The organism is Phaeobacter sp. G2 (assembly GCA_025163595.1).
Classification (GTDB): Bacteria; Pseudomonadota; Alphaproteobacteria; order Rhodobacterales; family Rhodobacteraceae; genus Pseudophaeobacter.
This window is the reverse complement of record CP104100.1, coordinates 873,859-890,451: the sequence shown is the minus strand read 5'-3', so window position 1 is coordinate 890,451 and position 16,593 is coordinate 873,859. Positions and strand designations below refer to the sequence as shown.

Here is a 16,593-nt window from a genome sequence, read left to right as displayed (position 1 = left end):
TGACCACATGGACACAAAGCTGTGATGCAACAGCCGCAAAACAGACCACGCCAGGGTAACGCGCGGTCTGTTGAATGCACTGCCTTAGATGCCACCGCTATTTGGGCATCAAGGCCCAGTAGTCCAGATCCAGCAGCACGTCAGGCAGGTATTTGCCGTCCTCGCCCTTCAGCGCGAAGGGATCGCCGCCCTTGGTGGCCACCAGACGCAGGCGGATGGCACCAACGCCGGGGGCATCGGTATCGACCTTATCCAGCACCTCGGACCAGGCGCGGATGGTGGTGCCTGACAGACAGGGGTTGGCATGGGCGCCACCATTCAGGCCAACAATCATCTGCGCATTGGCCAATCCATTAAAGGACAGGGCCCGCGCCATCGAAATCACATGGCCGCCGTAGATCAGCCGGGTGCCATCAGGACGGGCGGTGGTGTCGAAATGCACCTTGGCGGTGTTCTGCCACAGGCGGGTGGCCAGCATATGCTCGGCCTCTTCAATGGTGACACCATCCACGTGGTTGATGGTCTCGCCGACCGCGTAATCGCCCCAGCGATGGGGCTCCCCTGCCAGATCAAAGTCATAGTCACTGAAATCCAGCCCCGCAGGCACCACCAGCTGATCGGCAGGGATGACCTTTGCCAGATCCGGCAGCACGGTTTCCGGCGCTGGCGCCTCCAGGTTGCCTTTGCGCACCATCACCCAGCGGACATATTCCATCACGGTCTCGTCGCGCTGGTTCAGGCCACGGGTGCGAACATAGACCACACCGGATTTGCCATTGGAGTTCTGTTTGACGCCAATCACCTCGCTGGTGGAGCGCAGAGTATCGCCTTCATAGACCGGCAACAGCCAGCGTCCCTCGGCGTAGCCCAGATTGGCCACCGCATTCAGCGAGACATCGGGAACCGTCTTGCCAAACACGATATGAAAGGCCGCCAGATCATCCAGCGGCGATTTTGGCAGACCAGAGCGGCGGGCAAATTCATCCGAAGAATACAGCGCATGACGCGCCGGATAGAGCGCGTGATACATGGCGCGCTCACCGCCCGAGACGGTGCGGGGCACCGCGTGGGTGATCACATCGCCCAAGGCGTAGTCTTCAAAAAATCGACCTGAATTGGTCTTAGCCGCGCTGGTCTTGGCCATCAGTGTTCTCCCAGTTTTGTCTCGGGTGTGTAGGTGCCATCCACCTCTTTCACCACAGACTGACCACAGCGCATGATGCCTTTGACAGGATCAAAGGTCTGAGTGGGGCTGCCATGCAGCTCCCACCCTTTGTTCAGCGCATCGGTCACTTTGTGACAAAAGGCGGATGTGTCGTCTTCGCTTAAAAAACGGTAGAGTTTCATGCCTCAGCCCCCAGGAAAGGGAGAGGGACCAACCATCCCGTGCACATAGCCAATCACCGCCAGCAGCACGACCGAGGCCAGCAAGAACATCGCGTCCTTTTTGATGCTGCCCTTGGGGTTGGGGGTCCAGTTGGGTTCGGTCTTGTTGATCACGATCTTTTCGACAATCGACCAGGCCCAAAGCCCGCCAAAGAGCACAAAAGACGCCGGATCCCAATTGACCAGCAGGTGGGCAATCGCCCAAAGGCCAAAACCGGTCAGCATCGGGTGGCGCATCTTGTAAAAGATCGCGCCCTTGCTGGGGCCGGGGCTGGTGAAATAAAGCGCCAGCAGCATCAGCAGGTTGTTGATATGCTGCAGGAACGGCGGGTAAATCCCCAGCTCAAAGCTTTCGGCGGAACGATAGCCGACCACCATCAGCACGATGCTTGCCACCAGAACAATGGCGACGAGCCCCTTGCCCTTGTTGCCCATTGGTTCACGGATGCCCGGTGCGACGCGCTTGAACAGATGCGCGCCCCACCACAGCAGGATGCCTAGGACCAGAAGTGTCATGTCAGTCTCCTAAAGATGTTAACTTGGTTAACACCTAGGCGGAAATCGCAGCAATTGCATCCGCTTTTGCGAGAATTTCGCGTGCGGTCACAACATGCAGGTTTTCGACAATCTTACCCTCCACAACGGCCACCCCCTGCCCCGAGGCCTCGACCTCTTCAAAAGCGGCAATCTGGCGGCGGGCCAGATCAATTTCATCTTCGCTGGGGGCAAAGGCTTCGTTGGCAACATCGACCTGGGCCGGGTGGATCAGGGTCTTGCCGTCAAAGCCCATGTCACGGCCCTGGCTGCTTTCAAGCCTTAGACCGTCATCATCCTTGAAGGCATTATAGACGCCATCCACAATGATCAGCCCCTCGGCCTTGGCCGCCAACAGGCACAGGCCGAGGCCCGCCATCATCGGCAGCCGGTCAGCACGGAACCGCGTTTGCAGCTCTTTGGCCAGATCATTGGTGCCCATAACCATGCCCTGCAGTTTGGGATGCGCCGCAATCTCGGCCGCGTTCAACATGCCGCGCGGCGTCTCCATCATCGCCCAAAGCGGCATGTCGCCGGTGATCTCGGCCAGTGCATCCAGATCTGCCGGGCTGGAGACCTTGGGCAACAGCACCCCATCGCAGTCCATCGCCGCCGCCGCTTTGGCATCATCCTTGCCCCAGGGGGTGTCAAAGCCGTTGATGCGGACAATTTTCACCCGCCCGCCATAACCGCCCTCTTTCAGGGCCGCCGCCAGCGTGTCGCGCGCATTGTCCTTTTCCTCAACCGAAACCGCATCCTCAAGATCAAAGATCACCGCATCAACAGGCAGTGTCTTGGCCTTTTCCAATGCCCGCGGCTTGGAGCCAGGAATGTAGAGTACCGAACGATAAGGGCGAATGCGCGGATCCATCAGGGAGCCTCCAGGTTATTTTGTTGCGCAAACGGGTACAGATTCGGGCGAAAACTTTCAAGGGCGTTGATGCCGCATTGCAGAAACGACCTCACGACATCTGCAGGTGGCCTCGGCTAACCCACCTGTGAAAAACGATATTTTACCCGGAGATTTTCTCTGCCCGGTTTGGATCGGCGGATTAACTATTTTTCAAACCCTCCTTGGCACAATTTTATCATCGCAGTGGCCTTCTGGCTTGGGATCACACTGCCACCAAACCCCTATTTTTTAGGGTTCTGGCGCAAGATGGTCGTCACTCTGCGAGGGCAAAAGCCCATTAGGAAAGACCGGGCAAAACGCCCGAATTAAGACCGGGCCAAAGGCCTGCATAACCATTACGTCAATTGAATCCGGCCCCGATCTGACGGGTACGAAGGGAGGTCATGTGACCGCTCTCTCTCAGGTCAGCCGTTCCGTATAGGGTAAAACCCAAGGAGAAGACGATGTTTAAAACTGTACTTGGCCTGTCTGTATTGGGCTTTACCGCGAGCCTCATGGCTGCCTCCCCCGCACTGGCCCAGGGCCGCAATTGCGCCCCGCGTGAGGTCGTCGTCGAGCGACTCGCCTCGAAATATGGCGAAAGCCGTCAGGCCATTGGCATTGGCCAGCAAGGCATGGTGATGGAAACCTTTGCCTCAGCCGAGAGCGGCAGCTGGACCATCACAGTGACCATGCCCACCGGCATGACCTGCCTCATGGCCTCGGGACAGTCGTTTGAGGCCCTGGCCGAGGCCGTCCCCACGGCTGATAACGACGCCTGACCCCCCCTCTTTTATCTCAAACTGACTGGTTGTCTCACATTGGCTGGTCATTTCAGAGTTTGGCCTGCGGAACACGCGCCCACCCTGCCCTTTCGCAGCCAGACGCCCTGTAGATCAGGCCGCTGATCAGGCCACCCCCACAGGCCTTGCTTTGACACTCTGTCCCTCCCAGGGGCACAGGATCGGTTGCACCACATCCAACCTCTTGTTCTGGCCCGCCATTTCCCCACAAATGGCGTGGCCCAGACGACCTCTCCCCCCTTTGCGTGCACTGCTAGAATCGAGGCCCTCCCTCGGCAGCGACCGGGGCTTGTCGGCTGGCTGAACCGGCACAACAGCGCAGCAAATGCGACCATCGCAATCACAAATGCGAAAAACATAGCAATCACCATAGCACCAGCCGACCACCCTATCCCCCTTATTTGCAAGCCTTTTCGCGCCCTATGGCCGCAGTGACTGGACCACACTGCCTGAGATGCCGCAGTGCAGAACCCTTGCGCGGACGCGCGTGAGGGCGTAGGCATCGCCCCAATTTCAACCGGACCGGAGAGAAATCCCCATGGCCAGACCCAAGATCGCGCTTATTGGCGCAGGCAACATCGGCGGCACGCTCGCCCATCTCGCAGCAATCAAAGAACTCGGCGACGTCGTTCTGTTTGACATCGCTGACGGCCTTCCCCAGGGCAAAGCGCTCGACATCGCCCAATCCGGCCCTGTTGAGAAAATCGATGCGGCCATGGCTGGCTCCAGCGATTATTCGGCAATTGCGGGCGCCGACGTCTGCATCGTCACCGCAGGTGTGGCGCGCAAACCCGGCATGAGCCGTGATGACCTGCTGGGAATCAACCTGAAAGTGATGAAATCCGTTGGCGAGGGCATCGCAGCCCACGCACCAGACGCATTTGTCATCTGCATCACCAACCCGCTGGACGCGATGGTCTGGGCGCTGCAGAAATTCTCTGGCCTGCCCACCAACAAGGTCTGCGGCATGGCTGGCGTGCTCGACTCTGCCCGCTTCCGTCACTTCCTGGCCGAAGAATTCAACGTTTCCATGCGCGACGTCACTGCCTTTGTTCTGGGCGGCCACGGCGACACCATGGTGCCTTCGGTCCGTTACTCCACCGTTGGCGGCATCCCACTGCCTGACCTGATCGACATGGGCTGGACCACTCAGGAGAAACTGGACGCAATGGTTCAGCGCACCCGTGACGGCGGCGCCGAAATCGTTGGCCTGCTGAAAACCGGCTCTGCCTTCTACGCGCCTGCTGCCTCGGCGATTGAAATGGCCGAAGCCTACCTGAAAGACCAAAAGCGCGTTCTGCCCTGCGCCGCATACTGTGATGGCGACCTCGGCGTGAAAGACATGTACGTGGGCGTGCCCACCGTGATCGGCGCCGGCGGTGTTGAGCGTGTGGTCAACATCAAGCTCAACAAAGCAGAGCAGGAAATGTTCGACACCTCCGTCGCAGCTGTTCAGGGTCTGGTTGACGCCTGCAAAGGTATCGACGGCTCCCTCGCCTGATTTCTGCTGCGGTTCTGATCGCAGTATAACACTTCATGCACGCCCTCTATCGGGGCGTGCATTTTCTTTTTGGCCCCCTCTGACCTGGCGCAGTGTCAGCGATTTTAGACCCAGGGCCTGCCCGCGTCAGGGTCGGTGCCCTGCTCTGGATGTCGTTTTTAGCCTGACGCCCGGCAACGAATCAATTGAATTAGCCATTTGCAAATTTGTGATCACACCCCCGAAAGCTGTGATCACAAAACCCGAAAATCTTCATCATTTCCCCGTGAGACGTCAGAAAAGCCTTTAAACATTTGGCGTATGACGGCGTTATGACAGAGATTATTGAAGCCAGACGGGACAGTTTCTCATGAACATCCACGAATATCAGGCCAAGGCCCTCCTTCGCAGCTACGGAGCACCAGTCTCCGACGGTCGCGTCGTGCTAAAGGCCGACGAAGCCAAAACCGCAGCAGGTGAGCTTGACGGCCCGCTTTGGGTGGTTAAGGCACAGATCCATGCCGGCGGTCGCGGCAAGGGCTCCTTCAAAGAAGCCGATGCCGGTGAAAAAGGCGGTGTCCGCCTGACCAAATCGGTCGAGGAAGCCTCGGAAGAAGCCAAAAAGATGCTGGGGCGCACCCTGGTCACCCACCAGACCGGCCCTGCGGGCAAACAGGTCAACCGCATCTACATCGAGGCGGGTTCGGGCATTCAGACCGAATTGTACCTGGCCCTGCTGGTCGATCGCCAGACCTCGCGCATCTCCTTTGTCTGCTCCACCGAGGGTGGCATGGACATCGAAGAGGTTGCTGCCGCAACCCCAGAGAAAATCCTGTCCTTCTCGGTTGATCCGGCCACCGGCTATCAGGCTTTCCACGGCCGCCGCATCGCCTTCTCGCTGGGCCTTGAGGGTCAGCAGATCAAGCAGTGCGTCAAACTGATGGGCCAGCTGTACCAGGCCTTCACCGACAAAGACATGGAGATGCTGGAAATCAACCCGCTGATCGTGTCTGACACCGGTGATCTGAAAGTGCTCGACGCCAAGGTCAGCTTTGACGGCAACGCCATGTACCGCCACGCGGATGTGGCTGAACTGCGCGACACCACCGAAGAAGACTCCAAAGAGCTGGAAGCCTCCAAGTATGACCTGAACTACATCGCGCTCGACGGTGAGATCGGCTGCATGGTGAACGGCGCCGGTCTGGCGATGGCCACCATGGACATCATCAAACTCTACGGTGCTGAGCCTGCAAACTTCCTCGACGTGGGTGGCGGTGCTACCAAAGAGAAAGTCACCGAGGCCTTCAAGATCATCACCTCGGACCCACAGGTCAAAGGCATCCTGGTCAACATCTTCGGCGGCATCATGCGCTGCGATGTGATTGCCGAGGGCGTCGTTGCCGCAGTGAAGGAAGTCGGCCTGAAGGTTCCGCTGGTTGTCCGTCTGGAAGGCACCAATGTGGAAGCCGGCAAAGAGATCATCAACACCTCTGGTCTTGACGTGATCGCAGCCGACAACCTGTCCGACGGCGCCGAAAAAATCGTGAAAGCGGTTAAGGGCTGATCTTGTGCTAGAGATCACGGCAAAGGTTCTGTTTTCTTGCTTGTCTGTAGCCCCGGCATTGGCTGAAACCTCAGTCTGCCGCGCTCAGGACACTGGATGTATTGCGTGCGAAGAAGTCGTGCGCACAGGAATACTGAACACAGTCGTGATCAAAAGCGTAGAGATCGGGCTATTGAAAGTGGAAGCTACTAAGCTGCCGCTTTCTGAGGCCAGTACAAATCGGATCGTCTTTCCAGATGTCATTGCAAGAAGCAGCGTCGGCAGTTTTTTTCCGGCTCATGCCGAATGCTTTTTTGAGCGGGGAAACCCCGAGCCCAGTTGGGTCACCGTTCAATTTAGAAACACCGACACTACTGGATTGATCCGACTACCGCAAAGCCGAACCAAAGCTCCGAGACAGGCATTTTATTATTTGAACGATAAAGAATACGCGGCACTGCCCCCAGGTGAAACCCGTTTTTTTGCGCTCAATAATAAGGAAGTCTCGGACATTTTGAACTCAAAGTAAGGACCAAACACATGGCCGTACTCATCGACGAAAACACTAAAGTCATCTGTCAGGGCTTCACCGGCTCGCAGGGCACCTTTCACTCTGAACAGGCCATCGCCTATGGCACCAAAATGGTCGGCGGTGTCACCCCAGGCAAAGGCGGCCAGAGCCACCTGAACCTGCCGGTCTTCAACTCCGTGCACGAAGCCAAGCACATGACCGAAGCCAATGCCTCTGTCATCTACGTGCCGCCCCCCTTTGCCGCTGACTCGATCCTCGAGGCCATCGACGCCGAGATGGAACTGATCGTCTGCATCACCGAAGGCATCCCGGTGCTGGACATGATGCGGGTTCAGCGGGCGCTGGAAGGCTCGAAATCGCGCCTCATCGGCCCCAACTGCCCCGGCGTTATCACCCCGGATGCCTGCAAGATCGGCATTATGCCCGGCCATATTCACAAACGCGGGAGCGTGGGTGTTGTATCGCGCTCCGGTACCCTAACCTATGAAGCTGTGAAACAGACCTCGGACATTGGTTTGGGCCAGTCTTCGGCCGTGGGCATTGGTGGCGACCCCATCAAAGGCACCGAGCACATCGACGTGCTGGACCTGTTCCTGGACGATGATGAAACAGAAAGCATCATCATGATCGGTGAAATCGGTGGCTCCGCAGAAGAAGAAGCCGCTGAATTCCTCGCCGAGCAGCGCAAGAAAGGCCGTTGGAAGCCCGTTGCTGGCTTTATCGCTGGCCGTACAGCCCCTCCCGGCCGCCGCATGGGCCACGCTGGCGCGATTGTTGCCGGTGGCAAAGGTGGTGCCGAAGATAAGATCGAAGCCATGCGCTCTGCTGGCATCGTCGTCGCCGAAAGCCCCGCGGGCCTGGGCGAAGCCGTGCTGAAAGCGATCAAAGGCTAAAGAATACCAGCCGGGGCGTAGAATGCGCCCCGGCCTACCCACTCGAAAACGGCAGGCAGACATGACGCAGGCACCCATAGGTTTGGGCTTTCGAAACGAACAACAGGTAACCGCAGGCCTGTCGACCGGTCGTGCCGCACGCACGCCTTCTGCAGAAATCTCCGTAAGCATTGCGAAACACATCTGCCCTATACCCTTCGGACAAAACAATTTGTCCGACCAAAGCTACCATTTTTCGAAACCCAGTCTCTGATCCTCTGCAGTGAGAACATCCATGACAGACACCTCTCCCAACGACCTGTTCCACGCCTCCTCTTTTATGCAGGGGCACAATGCCGAATATCTTGAACAGCTCTATGCCCAATACGCCAAAGACCCCAATGCGGTGGATGCCGCCTGGGCTGAGTTCTTCCGCCAGATGGGCGATGCAGAACCGGATGTGACGGCAGAGGCCGCTGGCCCCTCTTGGGCACGTGGCGACTGGCCCCCGGCCCCCAATGATGATCTGACCGCTGCGCTGACAGGCGAATGGCCTGCGCCAGTGGAAACCAAGGCCGCTGGCAAAAAGATCGCCGAGAAGGCCGCCAAGGCAGGTGTTGAGGTCTCGGACGAGCAGATCCAGCGCGCGGTGCTGGATTCGATCCGCGCCCTGATGCTGATCCGCGCCTATCGGATCCGGGGCCATCTGGCCGCCGATCTGGACCCGCTGTCGATGCGCAGCGATGCCCCCCACCCCGAGCTGGATCCCAAAAGCTATGGCTTTATGGATGCGGATATGGATCGCCCGATCTTTATCGACAATGTGCTGGGGCTGCAGGTGGCTTCGATGCGGCAGATCGTCGACATCGTAAAACGCACCTATTGCGGCACCTTTGCCCTGCAATACATGCATATTTCAGACCCGGCGCAGTCCGCCTGGCTGAAAGAGCGTATCGAGGGCTACGACAAGGAAATCACCTTCACCCGCGAGGGCCGCAAGGCCATTCTCAACAAGATGGTTGAGGCCGAAGGGTTTGAGAAATTCCTGCATGTGAAATACATGGGCACCAAGCGCTTTGGCCTGGATGGCGGCGAAAGCCTGATCCCGGCGATGGAGCAGATCATCAAGCGCGGTGGCAACCTGGGCGTTGAAGAGATCGTCATCGGCATGCCGCACCGGGGCCGCCTGTCGGTTCTGGCAAATGTGATGCAGAAACCCTATCGCGCCATCTTCAACGAATTCCAGGGTGGCAGTTTCAAACCCGAAGACGTGGATGGCTCAGGCGATGTGAAGTACCACCTTGGCGCCTCTTCAGATCGCGAATTTGACGGCAACACCGTCCACCTGTCGCTGACGGCCAACCCCTCGCACCTGGAGGCGGTGAACCCGGTTGTTCTGGGCAAGGTACGCGCCAAGCAGGACCAGAAAAACGACGACAGCCGCACCAAGGTCCTGTCGATCCTGCTGCACGGCGATGCGGCCTTTGCTGGCCAGGGTGTTGTGGCGGAATGTTTTGCGCTGTCTGGCCTCAAGGGGCACAAGACCGGCGGCACCATGCATATCGTGGTGAACAACCAGATTGGGTTCACCACCGCGCCGCATTTCTCGCGCTCTTCGCCATATCCCACCGACAACGCACTGGTGGTTGAAGCGCCGATCTTCCACGTCAATGGCGACGACCCCGAAGCCGTGGTGCACGCCGCCAAGGTGGCCACCGAGTTCCGCCAGAAGTTTGGCAAGGACGTGGTGCTGGACATCTTCTGCTACCGCCGCTTTGGTCACAACGAGGGCGACGAGCCCATGTTCACCAACCCCCTGATGTACAAAAAGATCAAGGGCCATAAAACCACGCTCAGCCTGTATACAGAACGCCTGGTCAAGGACGGTCTGATCCCTGAGGGCGAAATCGAGGATATGAAGGCCGGCTTCCAGGCGCATCTGAACGAAGAGTTCGAGATCGGCAAGGATTACAAACCCAACAAGGCCGATTGGCTGGATGGGCGCTGGTCGCATCTGGACAAACAGGATGAGGACTATCAGCGTGGGCGCACTGCGATCCCACCGGAGACCATGGCCGAAATCGGCAAGAGCCTCGCCTCGGTTCCCGAAGGATTCCCGATGCATAAAACCGTGGGACGCTTTCTGGCGGCCCGTGGCAAGATGTTTGAAACCGGGACCGGCATTGACTGGGCCACTGGCGAAGCACTGGCCTTTGGCTCTTTGCTCACCGAGGGCTACCCAGTACGCCTGTCCGGCCAGGATGCCACCCGCGGCACCTTCTCTCAGCGTCATTCAGGCATCATCAACCAGGACACCGAAGAGCGCTATTTCCCGCTCAACAATATCCGCGAAGGCCAATCGCAATATGATGTGATCGACTCTGCCCTGTCGGAATATGCGGTTTTGGGCTTTGAGTATGGCTACTCCCTGGCGGAGCCTAACGCGCTAACCCTTTGGGAAGCGCAGTTTGGCGATTTTGCCAACGGCGCCCAGATCATGTTCGACCAGTTCATCTCGTCGGGCGAAAGCAAATGGTTGCGGATGTCCGGTTTGGTCTGCCTGATGCCCCATGGCTTTGAGGGTCAGGGACCCGAGCATTCCTCCGCCCGTCTGGAACGGTTCTTGCAGATGTGTGGTCAGGACAACTGGATCGTTGCCAATTGCACCACCCCGGCCAACTACTTCCACATCCTGCGCCGCCAGCTACACCGCTCGTTCCGCAAGCCGCTGATGCTGATGACGCCAAAATCACTGCTGCGCCATAAGCTGGCGATCAGCAATGCTGAGGATTTCACCACCGGATCCAGCTTCCACCGGGTACTGTGGGATGATGCCCAACAGGGCAATTCCGACACCCAGCTGGCCGCAGATGACAAGATCAAGCGCGTCGTCATGTGCTCGGGCAAGGTTTACTACGACCTGCTGGAAGAGCGCGACGCCCGTGGCATTGACGACGTCTATCTGATGCGCATCGAACAGTTCTATCCCTTCCCGGCGATCTCTCTGGTCAAGGAGCTGGAACGGTTCAAAGGTGCGGAAATGGTCTGGTGTCAGGAAGAACCCAAGAACCAGGGTGCCTGGACCTTCATTGAGCCCAATATTGAATGGGTGCTGAGCCGGATCAAGGCCAAGCATACCCGGCCCACTTACGTCGGCCGAGCCACCTCGGCGTCGCCTGCCACCGGCCTCGCCAGCCAACATAAAGCCCAACAAGCTGCGCTCGTGAACGACGCGCTGAGCATCTGAGGAAGACAGACATGACAACCGAAGTTCGCGTGCCCACTCTGGGCGAATCCGTTACCGAAGCCACCGTTGCCACCTGGTTCAAGAAACCTGGCGATACCGTGGCGCAGGATGAAATGCTCTGTGAGCTGGAAACCGACAAGGTCACTGTAGAAGTGCCCGCCCCCGCCGCTGGCGTTCTGGCTGACATCGTCGCCAACGAAGGCGATACCGTCGGCGTTGACGCGCTGCTGGCCAATATCTCAGCCTCCGGCGACGCCGCAGCTCCCGCGCCTGCCGCCGCCCCAGCCCCCGCAGCCGCAGCCCCAGAGGCCGCGGGCGGCAGCACCGACGTCATGGTGCCCACTCTCGGCGAATCCGTGACCGAGGCGACTGTTTCCGTCTGGTTCAAAAAGGTCGGCGATACCGTCGCTCAGGACGAAATGCTCTGCGAGCTGGAGACAGATAAGGTTTCCGTCGAAGTGCCCTCCCCCGCCGCAGGTGTTCTGGCAGAAATCACTGCCGCCGAAGGCTCTACTGTTGAAGCCAACGCCAAACTGGGCGTGATCTCCGGCTCTGGCGCAGCGGCGGCGCCAGCCGCAGCCCCTGCTGCAGCTGCTGCTCCTGCCGCCGCAGGCAAGGACATCGCCAATGCGCCATCGGCGGAAAAGGCCATGACCGAAGCCGGACTCTCTGCCGCCAATGTGGCAGGCACCGGTCGCGATGGCCGCATCATGAAAGACGACGTGGCGCGCGCCGTCGCCGCAGCCGCTGCGGCTCCAGCGCCCACACCAGCAGCTCCACGCGCGCCAGTGGCGGCAAATGACGCTGCCCGCGAAGAACGCGTCAAGATGACCCGCCTGCGCCAGACCATCGCCAAGCGTCTGAAGGACAGCCAGAACACCGCTGCCATGCTCACCACCTATAACGAGGTGGACATGGGCGAGGTCATGGCCCTGCGCAGCCAGTACAAAGACCAGTTCGAGAAAAAGCACGGTGTGCGTCTTGGCTTCATGTCCTTCTTCACCAAGGCCTGCTGCCACGCCCTGAAAGAAGTGCCCGAAGTAAACGCTGAAATCGACGGCACCGACATCGTCTACAAAAACTACGTCAACATGGGCGTGGCCGCCGGCACCCCAACTGGCCTGGTGGTTCCCGTAATCCGCGACGCCGATGCGATGTCCTTTGCGGAAATCGAAAAAGCCATCTCGGCCAAGGGCAAACTGGCGCGCGACGGCAAACTGTCAATGGCAGACATGCAGGGCGGTACCTTCACGCTGTCCAACGGCGGCGTCTATGGCTCGCTGATGTCCTCGCCGATCCTTAACCCGCCACAGTCCGGCATTCTTGGCATGCACAAGATCCAGGACCGCCCCATGGCGATCAACGGTGAAGTGGTGATCCGCCCGATGATGTATCTGGCGCTGAGCTATGATCACCGCATCGTCGACGGCAAAGGTGCCGTGACCTTCCTGGTGCGCGTCAAGGAAGCCCTGGAAGATCCCCGCCGCCTGCTGATGGATCTGTAAAAAAGCAATTGCCCCACTCTGACTTTGGAGTGGGGCATTGGATTGGGTGTTTTAGCCATGAGAGAACCTAAACAATCGTACATTCCAGGGTTTGAGCGCGTGCTCAGTGATGCAGCTGAGCTCGATACTTTCACACAGGGCCTTCGCGATGAATCTCCCCGAGCAGTCGTCCTGATCACTATGTGCGCCATGGACAGCTTGTTGGGTAAACTCCTCAGAATTCGCCTCGACACGTCTGACATGAATTGCAAACAAAAACGAGATTTGGACCGTGCTCTAAAAAACTTCACGAGCAAAACCGCGGTTGCTCAGGGGCTCGGTCTAGTTGGAAAGACTGAGGCTGTATCTCTGATTGCATTAAACGAAATCAGAAATAAGTTTTCGCATGCATGGGATGCCAGTTTTGAAACGGTTGAAATTTTCAAAGCTTGTGAAAAGCTTCCGATCACATTTACAGACGAGCAAGAGCAAAGCGATGATCAGTTGCGATATGATAAGTTTCGCTACTCGGTGGGAGGACTGCTGCGCGATGTCATCTCTAGATGCTCCATGCTAGAGGAAACAGGCGAAGTCTTGGCGTTTTCGAATGCTCAACGCTTGAACAGACAGCACGTTAGGCCTTGGTAAAATGACCACAGAACTCACCACCCTTACACTCGCCGCCCTGCTGCAAGTCCTGCAGTTTGGCGCCTATTCCTTTACCGCCAACCAACAGGTCAGCCGCCGCGTCGCTCTTGGCCCCCGCGATGAACCCGTCACGCTGACCGGCACCGCAGGCCGTTTCAAACGGGCGATGGAAAACCACTATGAAGGCCTCGCGCTCTTTACCATCGCCTGCATCGTTATCACCCTTGGCGATCAGTCCACCGCAGTCACCCAAACCAGCGCCTGGATCTATCTGGCCGCGCGGATCGCCTATGTCCCCGCCTATGCCCTGGGGCTCTCCCCCTGGCGCTCGGTGATCTGGTTTATTGGCCTTCTGGCCACCACAACCATGTTGATCGCCGCCCTCATCTAGGCTTTCATCTTTCCACAAATACCTCGGGGGAGGCCCACTCGGGCCGGGGGCAGAGCCCCCTCCCCAACACAAACCGCAAAAGGACCCTCAATAATGGCAAGCTACGACGTCATCATCATCGGTGCAGGCCCCGGCGGCTATGTCAGCGCCATCCGCTGCGCCCAGCTGGGCCTCAAAACCGCCATCGTAGAGGGCCGCGAGACCCTCGGCGGCACCTGCCTCAACATTGGCTGCATCCCCTCAAAGGCGCTGCTGCATGCCACCCATATGCTGCACGAAGCCGAGCACAACTTTGGCAGCATGGGGCTCAAAGGCAAATCCCCCTCGGTCGATTGGAACCAGATGAAATCCTACAAGGAAGACGTCGTGGGCCAGAACACCGGCGGTATCGAATTCCTGATGAAAAAGAACAAGATCGACTGGCTCAAAGGCTGGGCTTCAATCCCCGCTGCCGGTCAGGTCAAGGTCGGCGATGACACCCATGAGGCCAAGAACATCGTTGTGGCCACTGGCTCTGTGCCCTCGAGCCTGCCCGGCGTCGAGGTCGACGAAAAGATCGTTGTTACCTCCACCGGCGCGCTGGATCTGCCCAAAGTGCCAAAGAAAATGGTCGTCATCGGCGCCGGCGTCATCGGGTTGGAACTTGGCTCGGTCTATGCCCGTCTCGGATCAGAAGTCACCGTTGTTGAATATATGGACGCGGTCTGCCCCGGCATGGACAAAGACGTGCAGCGCGGCTTCAAGCGTATCCTGGAAAAACAGGGCCTGACCTTCATCATGGGGGCTGCGGTGCAGGGGGTTGAGGCCTCCAAAACCAAAGCCAAGGTAAAATACGCCCTGAAGAAAACCCCCGAGACCGAGGAGGTCCTCGACGCCGATGTGGTGCTGGTTGCAACCGGGCGCAAAGCCTATGCAGATGGGCTGGGTCTGGAGGCACTGGGCGTCAAACTGACCGAGCGCGGCCAGATCGCCACCGACTCCCAGTGGCGCACCAATGTGGCTGGCATCTATGCTATCGGCGACGTGATCGAGGGCCCAATGCTGGCCCATAAAGCCGAAGATGAAGGCATGGCCGTGGCCGATGTCATTGGTGGCAAACATGGTCACGTGAACTACGGCGTTATCCCCGGTGTGGTCTACACCACCCCCGAGGTCGCCACCGTTGGCGCGACTGAGGATGCGCTCAAGGCTGAGGGTCGCAAGATCAAGGTTGGCAAGTTCAACTTCATGGCCAATGCCCGCGCCAAGGCGGTGCACCAGGCCGAAGGCGGTTTTGTCAAAATCATCACCGACAAGGAAACCGACCGTATCCTGGGCGCTGCCATCATTGGCCCCGGCGCTGGCGACTTGATCCACGAGCTCTGCGTCGCGATGGAATTTGGCGCCTCCGCCGAAGACGTCGCCCTGACCTGCCACGCCCATCCGACCTATTCGGAAGCCGTGCGCGAAGCCGCCCTGGCCTGCGGCAATGGCGCCATCCACAGCTAACTTCGCCTTTCGCGCCCCGGCATATTTTGTCGGGGCGTTTCCTTTAGGCTTTGCATTTTGAAGAAACATATTCTTTTCCCCATTGTTGCCACCGGGCTGCTGACAGGCTTTGCCCTCGCCGCGGTCCTCTGGCCTCTGCCCAGCCGCGCGGAGCATCTCGCCGCTCTGTTCAGCGACTATTGTCTGCCAAATCATCGCGGAGAAAACGTCGTAGCCAAGGCAGAAGCCAATCTGGTGCTTCGCAAACGTAGCCCATCCTCGTCCCAGTGGATTGATCAGGCCTCTGGTAGCTTCATCAGTATCAAGGCCAGCTACTGTACTGTGGCAACATATCACCCCTTTGCTCTGTCCGAGGCCGATGCCAAAGAACTTCTGGAGCTGACCAGAAAAATCGTTTCTCAGGAATTTCCAGACCTAGCAGTCGACCCTCGGCTGTCATCCTCCGATCCAGACGTGTTTGAGCAGGGCTGGTTTGTAGGGAAGATCCAATCCCCCAAAAGGTGGGGCGTTTTCTTTAGCGCCCATCCAAACTCGGGGCAGAGTTCCAACAGCATTCTCTCCCTAACCTCCCCAACAGGCTAAGGCCCCTAGATCTGAACGCAGCGCAGCGTCGCAAAAACTATCACTAGGAAAGCCGCCGTATCAGTTGTCTACTGATGTCATAGAAATCTAAGGGAGGACGGCACATGGCTGTGTCACTACAAGTTATCTATCCGGTCAGCGACGGCAGTACCTTTGACCACGCCTATTATGCCGATACGCATATGCCGCTGGTCCAGGAACATATGGGGCCACATATCGACCGGGTTCTGGTCACCAAGGGGCTCGCCGGTGGCCCGGATCAACCCGCCGGATTTCATGCCGTAGCCACAATCGTCTTTGCCGATCGGGAGGCCATGGGCGCCGCGATGAAGGCCTCAGGCCCGGTGATGGCAGATGTGGCAAATTTCACCAATATCCAGCCACAGGTTCTGATTGGTGAGGTCATCGCCTGACCCGGTCGCCCCGGAACAACACAAGCGCAGAGGCTGCTCCAAGGCGCGGCCTCTGCCCAATGGGGCTCAGCCTCCGAGGAACAGGACAGCCACGGCAAAATAGGCCAGGGTGAACGCTGCAAATAGAATGTTTTGCCCCCAGAACCGCAGCCCAAAAGGGTCCTTCAGGGTGATCCAGTCGAGAAAACATTCGCGGAACTGACGCGACCACCACAGAAGCAGCACAAAGACTGACAGGTATCCCCCCAACCAGACCATAAACGCCGTTACATCGGGCTTAGCCAGCACCTGCTCCATC

At 58.4% G+C, this 16,593-nt stretch carries 17 protein-coding genes; 12 read left to right on the top strand and 5 right to left on the bottom strand.

Annotated features, from left to right (window positions below):
* Window positions 1–97 precede the first annotated feature (97 nt).
* Genes N1037_04390 through N1037_04375 form a run of 4 tightly spaced genes read right to left on the bottom strand, consistent with a single transcriptional unit; the run spans window position 98 to window position 2,791 of the window.
* Entirely contained in the window at window positions 98–1,144 is a 1,047-nt protein-coding gene (locus tag N1037_04390) for a MaoC family dehydratase (GenBank protein ID UWS80277.1), read from the bottom strand.
* Entirely contained in the window at window positions 1,144–1,347 is a 204-nt protein-coding gene (locus tag N1037_04385) for a DUF1737 domain-containing protein (GenBank protein ID UWS80276.1), read from the bottom strand. The genes N1037_04390 and N1037_04385 overlap by 1 nt, the downstream gene beginning before the upstream one ends.
* 3 nt (window positions 1,348–1,350) lie before the next feature.
* Window positions 1,351–1,902, bottom strand: a complete 552-nt coding sequence (locus N1037_04380) for an NnrU family protein (GenBank protein ID UWS80275.1) — start codon at window positions 1,900–1,902, stop codon at window positions 1,351–1,353.
* Between the two features lie 34 nt (window positions 1,903–1,936).
* The gene (locus N1037_04375; protein UWS80274.1) at window positions 1,937–2,791 is read right to left on the bottom strand and encodes a CoA ester lyase; all 855 of its coding nucleotides are present in this window, start codon (window positions 2,789–2,791) and stop codon (window positions 1,937–1,939) included.
* 485 nt (window positions 2,792–3,276) lie between these two features.
* Here N1037_04375 and N1037_04370 point away from each other — a divergent pair, with 485 nt between their 5' ends.
* The 12 genes from N1037_04370 to N1037_04315 all read left to right on the top strand — a co-directional run bounded on the left by N1037_04370 (window position 3,277) and on the right by N1037_04315 (window position 16,295).
* Window positions 3,277–3,594, top strand: a complete 318-nt coding sequence (locus N1037_04370; GenBank protein UWS80273.1) for a hypothetical protein — start codon at window positions 3,277–3,279, stop codon at window positions 3,592–3,594.
* Between the two features lie 559 nt (window positions 3,595–4,153).
* The gene (gene mdh / locus N1037_04365; GenBank protein ID UWS80272.1) at window positions 4,154–5,116 is read left to right on the top strand and encodes a malate dehydrogenase; all 963 of its coding nucleotides are present in this window, start codon (window positions 4,154–4,156) and stop codon (window positions 5,114–5,116) included.
* Window positions 5,117–5,465: 349 nt separating this feature from the next.
* Window positions 5,466–6,659 carry an ADP-forming succinate--CoA ligase subunit beta gene (sucC, locus tag N1037_04360; GenBank protein UWS80271.1) on the top strand — a complete coding sequence of 398 codons (1,194 nt, stop codon included), beginning with the start codon at window positions 5,466–5,468 and terminating at the stop codon, window positions 6,657–6,659.
* Window positions 6,660–6,663: 4 nt separating this feature from the next.
* On the top strand, window positions 6,664–7,167 hold the full coding sequence (locus N1037_04355) for a hypothetical protein (protein ID UWS80270.1): 504 nt from the start codon (window positions 6,664–6,666) through the stop codon (window positions 7,165–7,167).
* Window positions 7,168–7,178: 11 nt separating this feature from the next.
* Complete coding sequence (gene sucD / locus N1037_04350; GenBank protein UWS80269.1) at window positions 7,179–8,063, top strand: succinate--CoA ligase subunit alpha; 885 nt, start codon at window positions 7,179–7,181, stop codon at window positions 8,061–8,063.
* Between the two features lie 274 nt (window positions 8,064–8,337).
* A complete protein-coding gene (locus N1037_04345; protein UWS80268.1) occupies window positions 8,338–11,289 on the top strand; it encodes a 2-oxoglutarate dehydrogenase E1 component in 2,952 nt (983 codons plus the stop codon).
* An 11-nt stretch (window positions 11,290–11,300) separates the two neighbouring features.
* Window positions 11,301–12,794, top strand: coding sequence for a 2-oxoglutarate dehydrogenase complex dihydrolipoyllysine-residue succinyltransferase (gene odhB, locus N1037_04340; protein UWS80267.1), 1,494 nt, complete (start codon window positions 11,301–11,303; stop codon window positions 12,792–12,794).
* Window positions 12,795–12,836: 42 nt separating this feature from the next.
* Complete coding sequence (locus N1037_04335) at window positions 12,837–13,421, top strand: hypothetical protein (protein UWS80266.1); 585 nt, start codon at window positions 12,837–12,839, stop codon at window positions 13,419–13,421.
* Window position 13,422: 1 nt separating this feature from the next.
* Window positions 13,423–13,812 (top strand): MAPEG family protein, encoded by a 390-nt coding sequence (locus N1037_04330; protein ID UWS80265.1) that lies wholly within the window; start codon window positions 13,423–13,425, stop codon window positions 13,810–13,812.
* 93 nt (window positions 13,813–13,905) lie between these two features.
* The gene (gene lpdA, locus N1037_04325; GenBank protein UWS80264.1) at window positions 13,906–15,300 is read left to right on the top strand and encodes a dihydrolipoyl dehydrogenase; all 1,395 of its coding nucleotides are present in this window, start codon (window positions 13,906–13,908) and stop codon (window positions 15,298–15,300) included.
* Between the two features lie 57 nt (window positions 15,301–15,357).
* Entirely contained in the window at window positions 15,358–15,882 is a 525-nt protein-coding gene (locus N1037_04320; GenBank protein ID UWS80263.1) for a hypothetical protein, read from the top strand.
* Between the two features lie 104 nt (window positions 15,883–15,986).
* Complete coding sequence (locus N1037_04315; protein UWS80262.1) at window positions 15,987–16,295, top strand: EthD family reductase; 309 nt, start codon at window positions 15,987–15,989, stop codon at window positions 16,293–16,295.
* 66 nt (window positions 16,296–16,361) lie between these two features.
* Here N1037_04315 and N1037_04310 read toward each other — a convergent pair whose 3' ends face one another.
* Complete coding sequence (locus N1037_04310) at window positions 16,362–16,592, bottom strand: hypothetical protein (GenBank protein UWS80261.1); 231 nt, start codon at window positions 16,590–16,592, stop codon at window positions 16,362–16,364.
* Window position 16,593 lies beyond the last annotated feature (1 nt).

What these genes read in the sequence shown, in the direction of transcription:
- N1037_04385 (UWS80276.1), bottom strand. Translation starts at nt 1,347, where the DNA reads ATGAAACTCTACCGTTTTTTAAGCGAAGACGACACATCCGCCTTTTGT.
- N1037_04315 (UWS80262.1), top strand. Translation starts at nt 15,987, where the DNA reads ATGGCTGTGTCACTACAAGTTATCTATCCGGTCAGCGACGGCAGTACC.
- N1037_04345 (UWS80268.1), top strand. Translation starts at nt 8,338, where the DNA reads ATGACAGACACCTCTCCCAACGACCTGTTCCACGCCTCCTCTTTTATG.
- N1037_04370 (UWS80273.1), top strand. Translation starts at nt 3,277, where the DNA reads ATGTTTAAAACTGTACTTGGCCTGTCTGTATTGGGCTTTACCGCGAGC.
- N1037_04330 (UWS80265.1), top strand. Translation starts at nt 13,423, where the DNA reads ATGACCACAGAACTCACCACCCTTACACTCGCCGCCCTGCTGCAAGTC.
- sucC (UWS80271.1), top strand. Translation starts at nt 5,466, where the DNA reads ATGAACATCCACGAATATCAGGCCAAGGCCCTCCTTCGCAGCTACGGA.
- sucD (UWS80269.1), top strand. Translation starts at nt 7,179, where the DNA reads ATGGCCGTACTCATCGACGAAAACACTAAAGTCATCTGTCAGGGCTTC.
- lpdA (UWS80264.1), top strand. Translation starts at nt 13,906, where the DNA reads ATGGCAAGCTACGACGTCATCATCATCGGTGCAGGCCCCGGCGGCTAT.
- N1037_04380 (UWS80275.1), bottom strand. Translation starts at nt 1,902, where the DNA reads ATGACACTTCTGGTCCTAGGCATCCTGCTGTGGTGGGGCGCGCATCTG.
- N1037_04390 (UWS80277.1), bottom strand. Translation starts at nt 1,144, where the DNA reads ATGGCCAAGACCAGCGCGGCTAAGACCAATTCAGGTCGATTTTTTGAA.
- N1037_04310 (UWS80261.1), bottom strand. Translation starts at nt 16,592, where the DNA reads ATGGAGCAGGTGCTGGCTAAGCCCGATGTAACGGCGTTTATGGTCTGG.
- N1037_04375 (UWS80274.1), bottom strand. Translation starts at nt 2,791, where the DNA reads ATGGATCCGCGCATTCGCCCTTATCGTTCGGTACTCTACATTCCTGGC.
- mdh (UWS80272.1), top strand. Translation starts at nt 4,154, where the DNA reads ATGGCCAGACCCAAGATCGCGCTTATTGGCGCAGGCAACATCGGCGGC.
- odhB (UWS80267.1), top strand. Translation starts at nt 11,301, where the DNA reads ATGACAACCGAAGTTCGCGTGCCCACTCTGGGCGAATCCGTTACCGAA.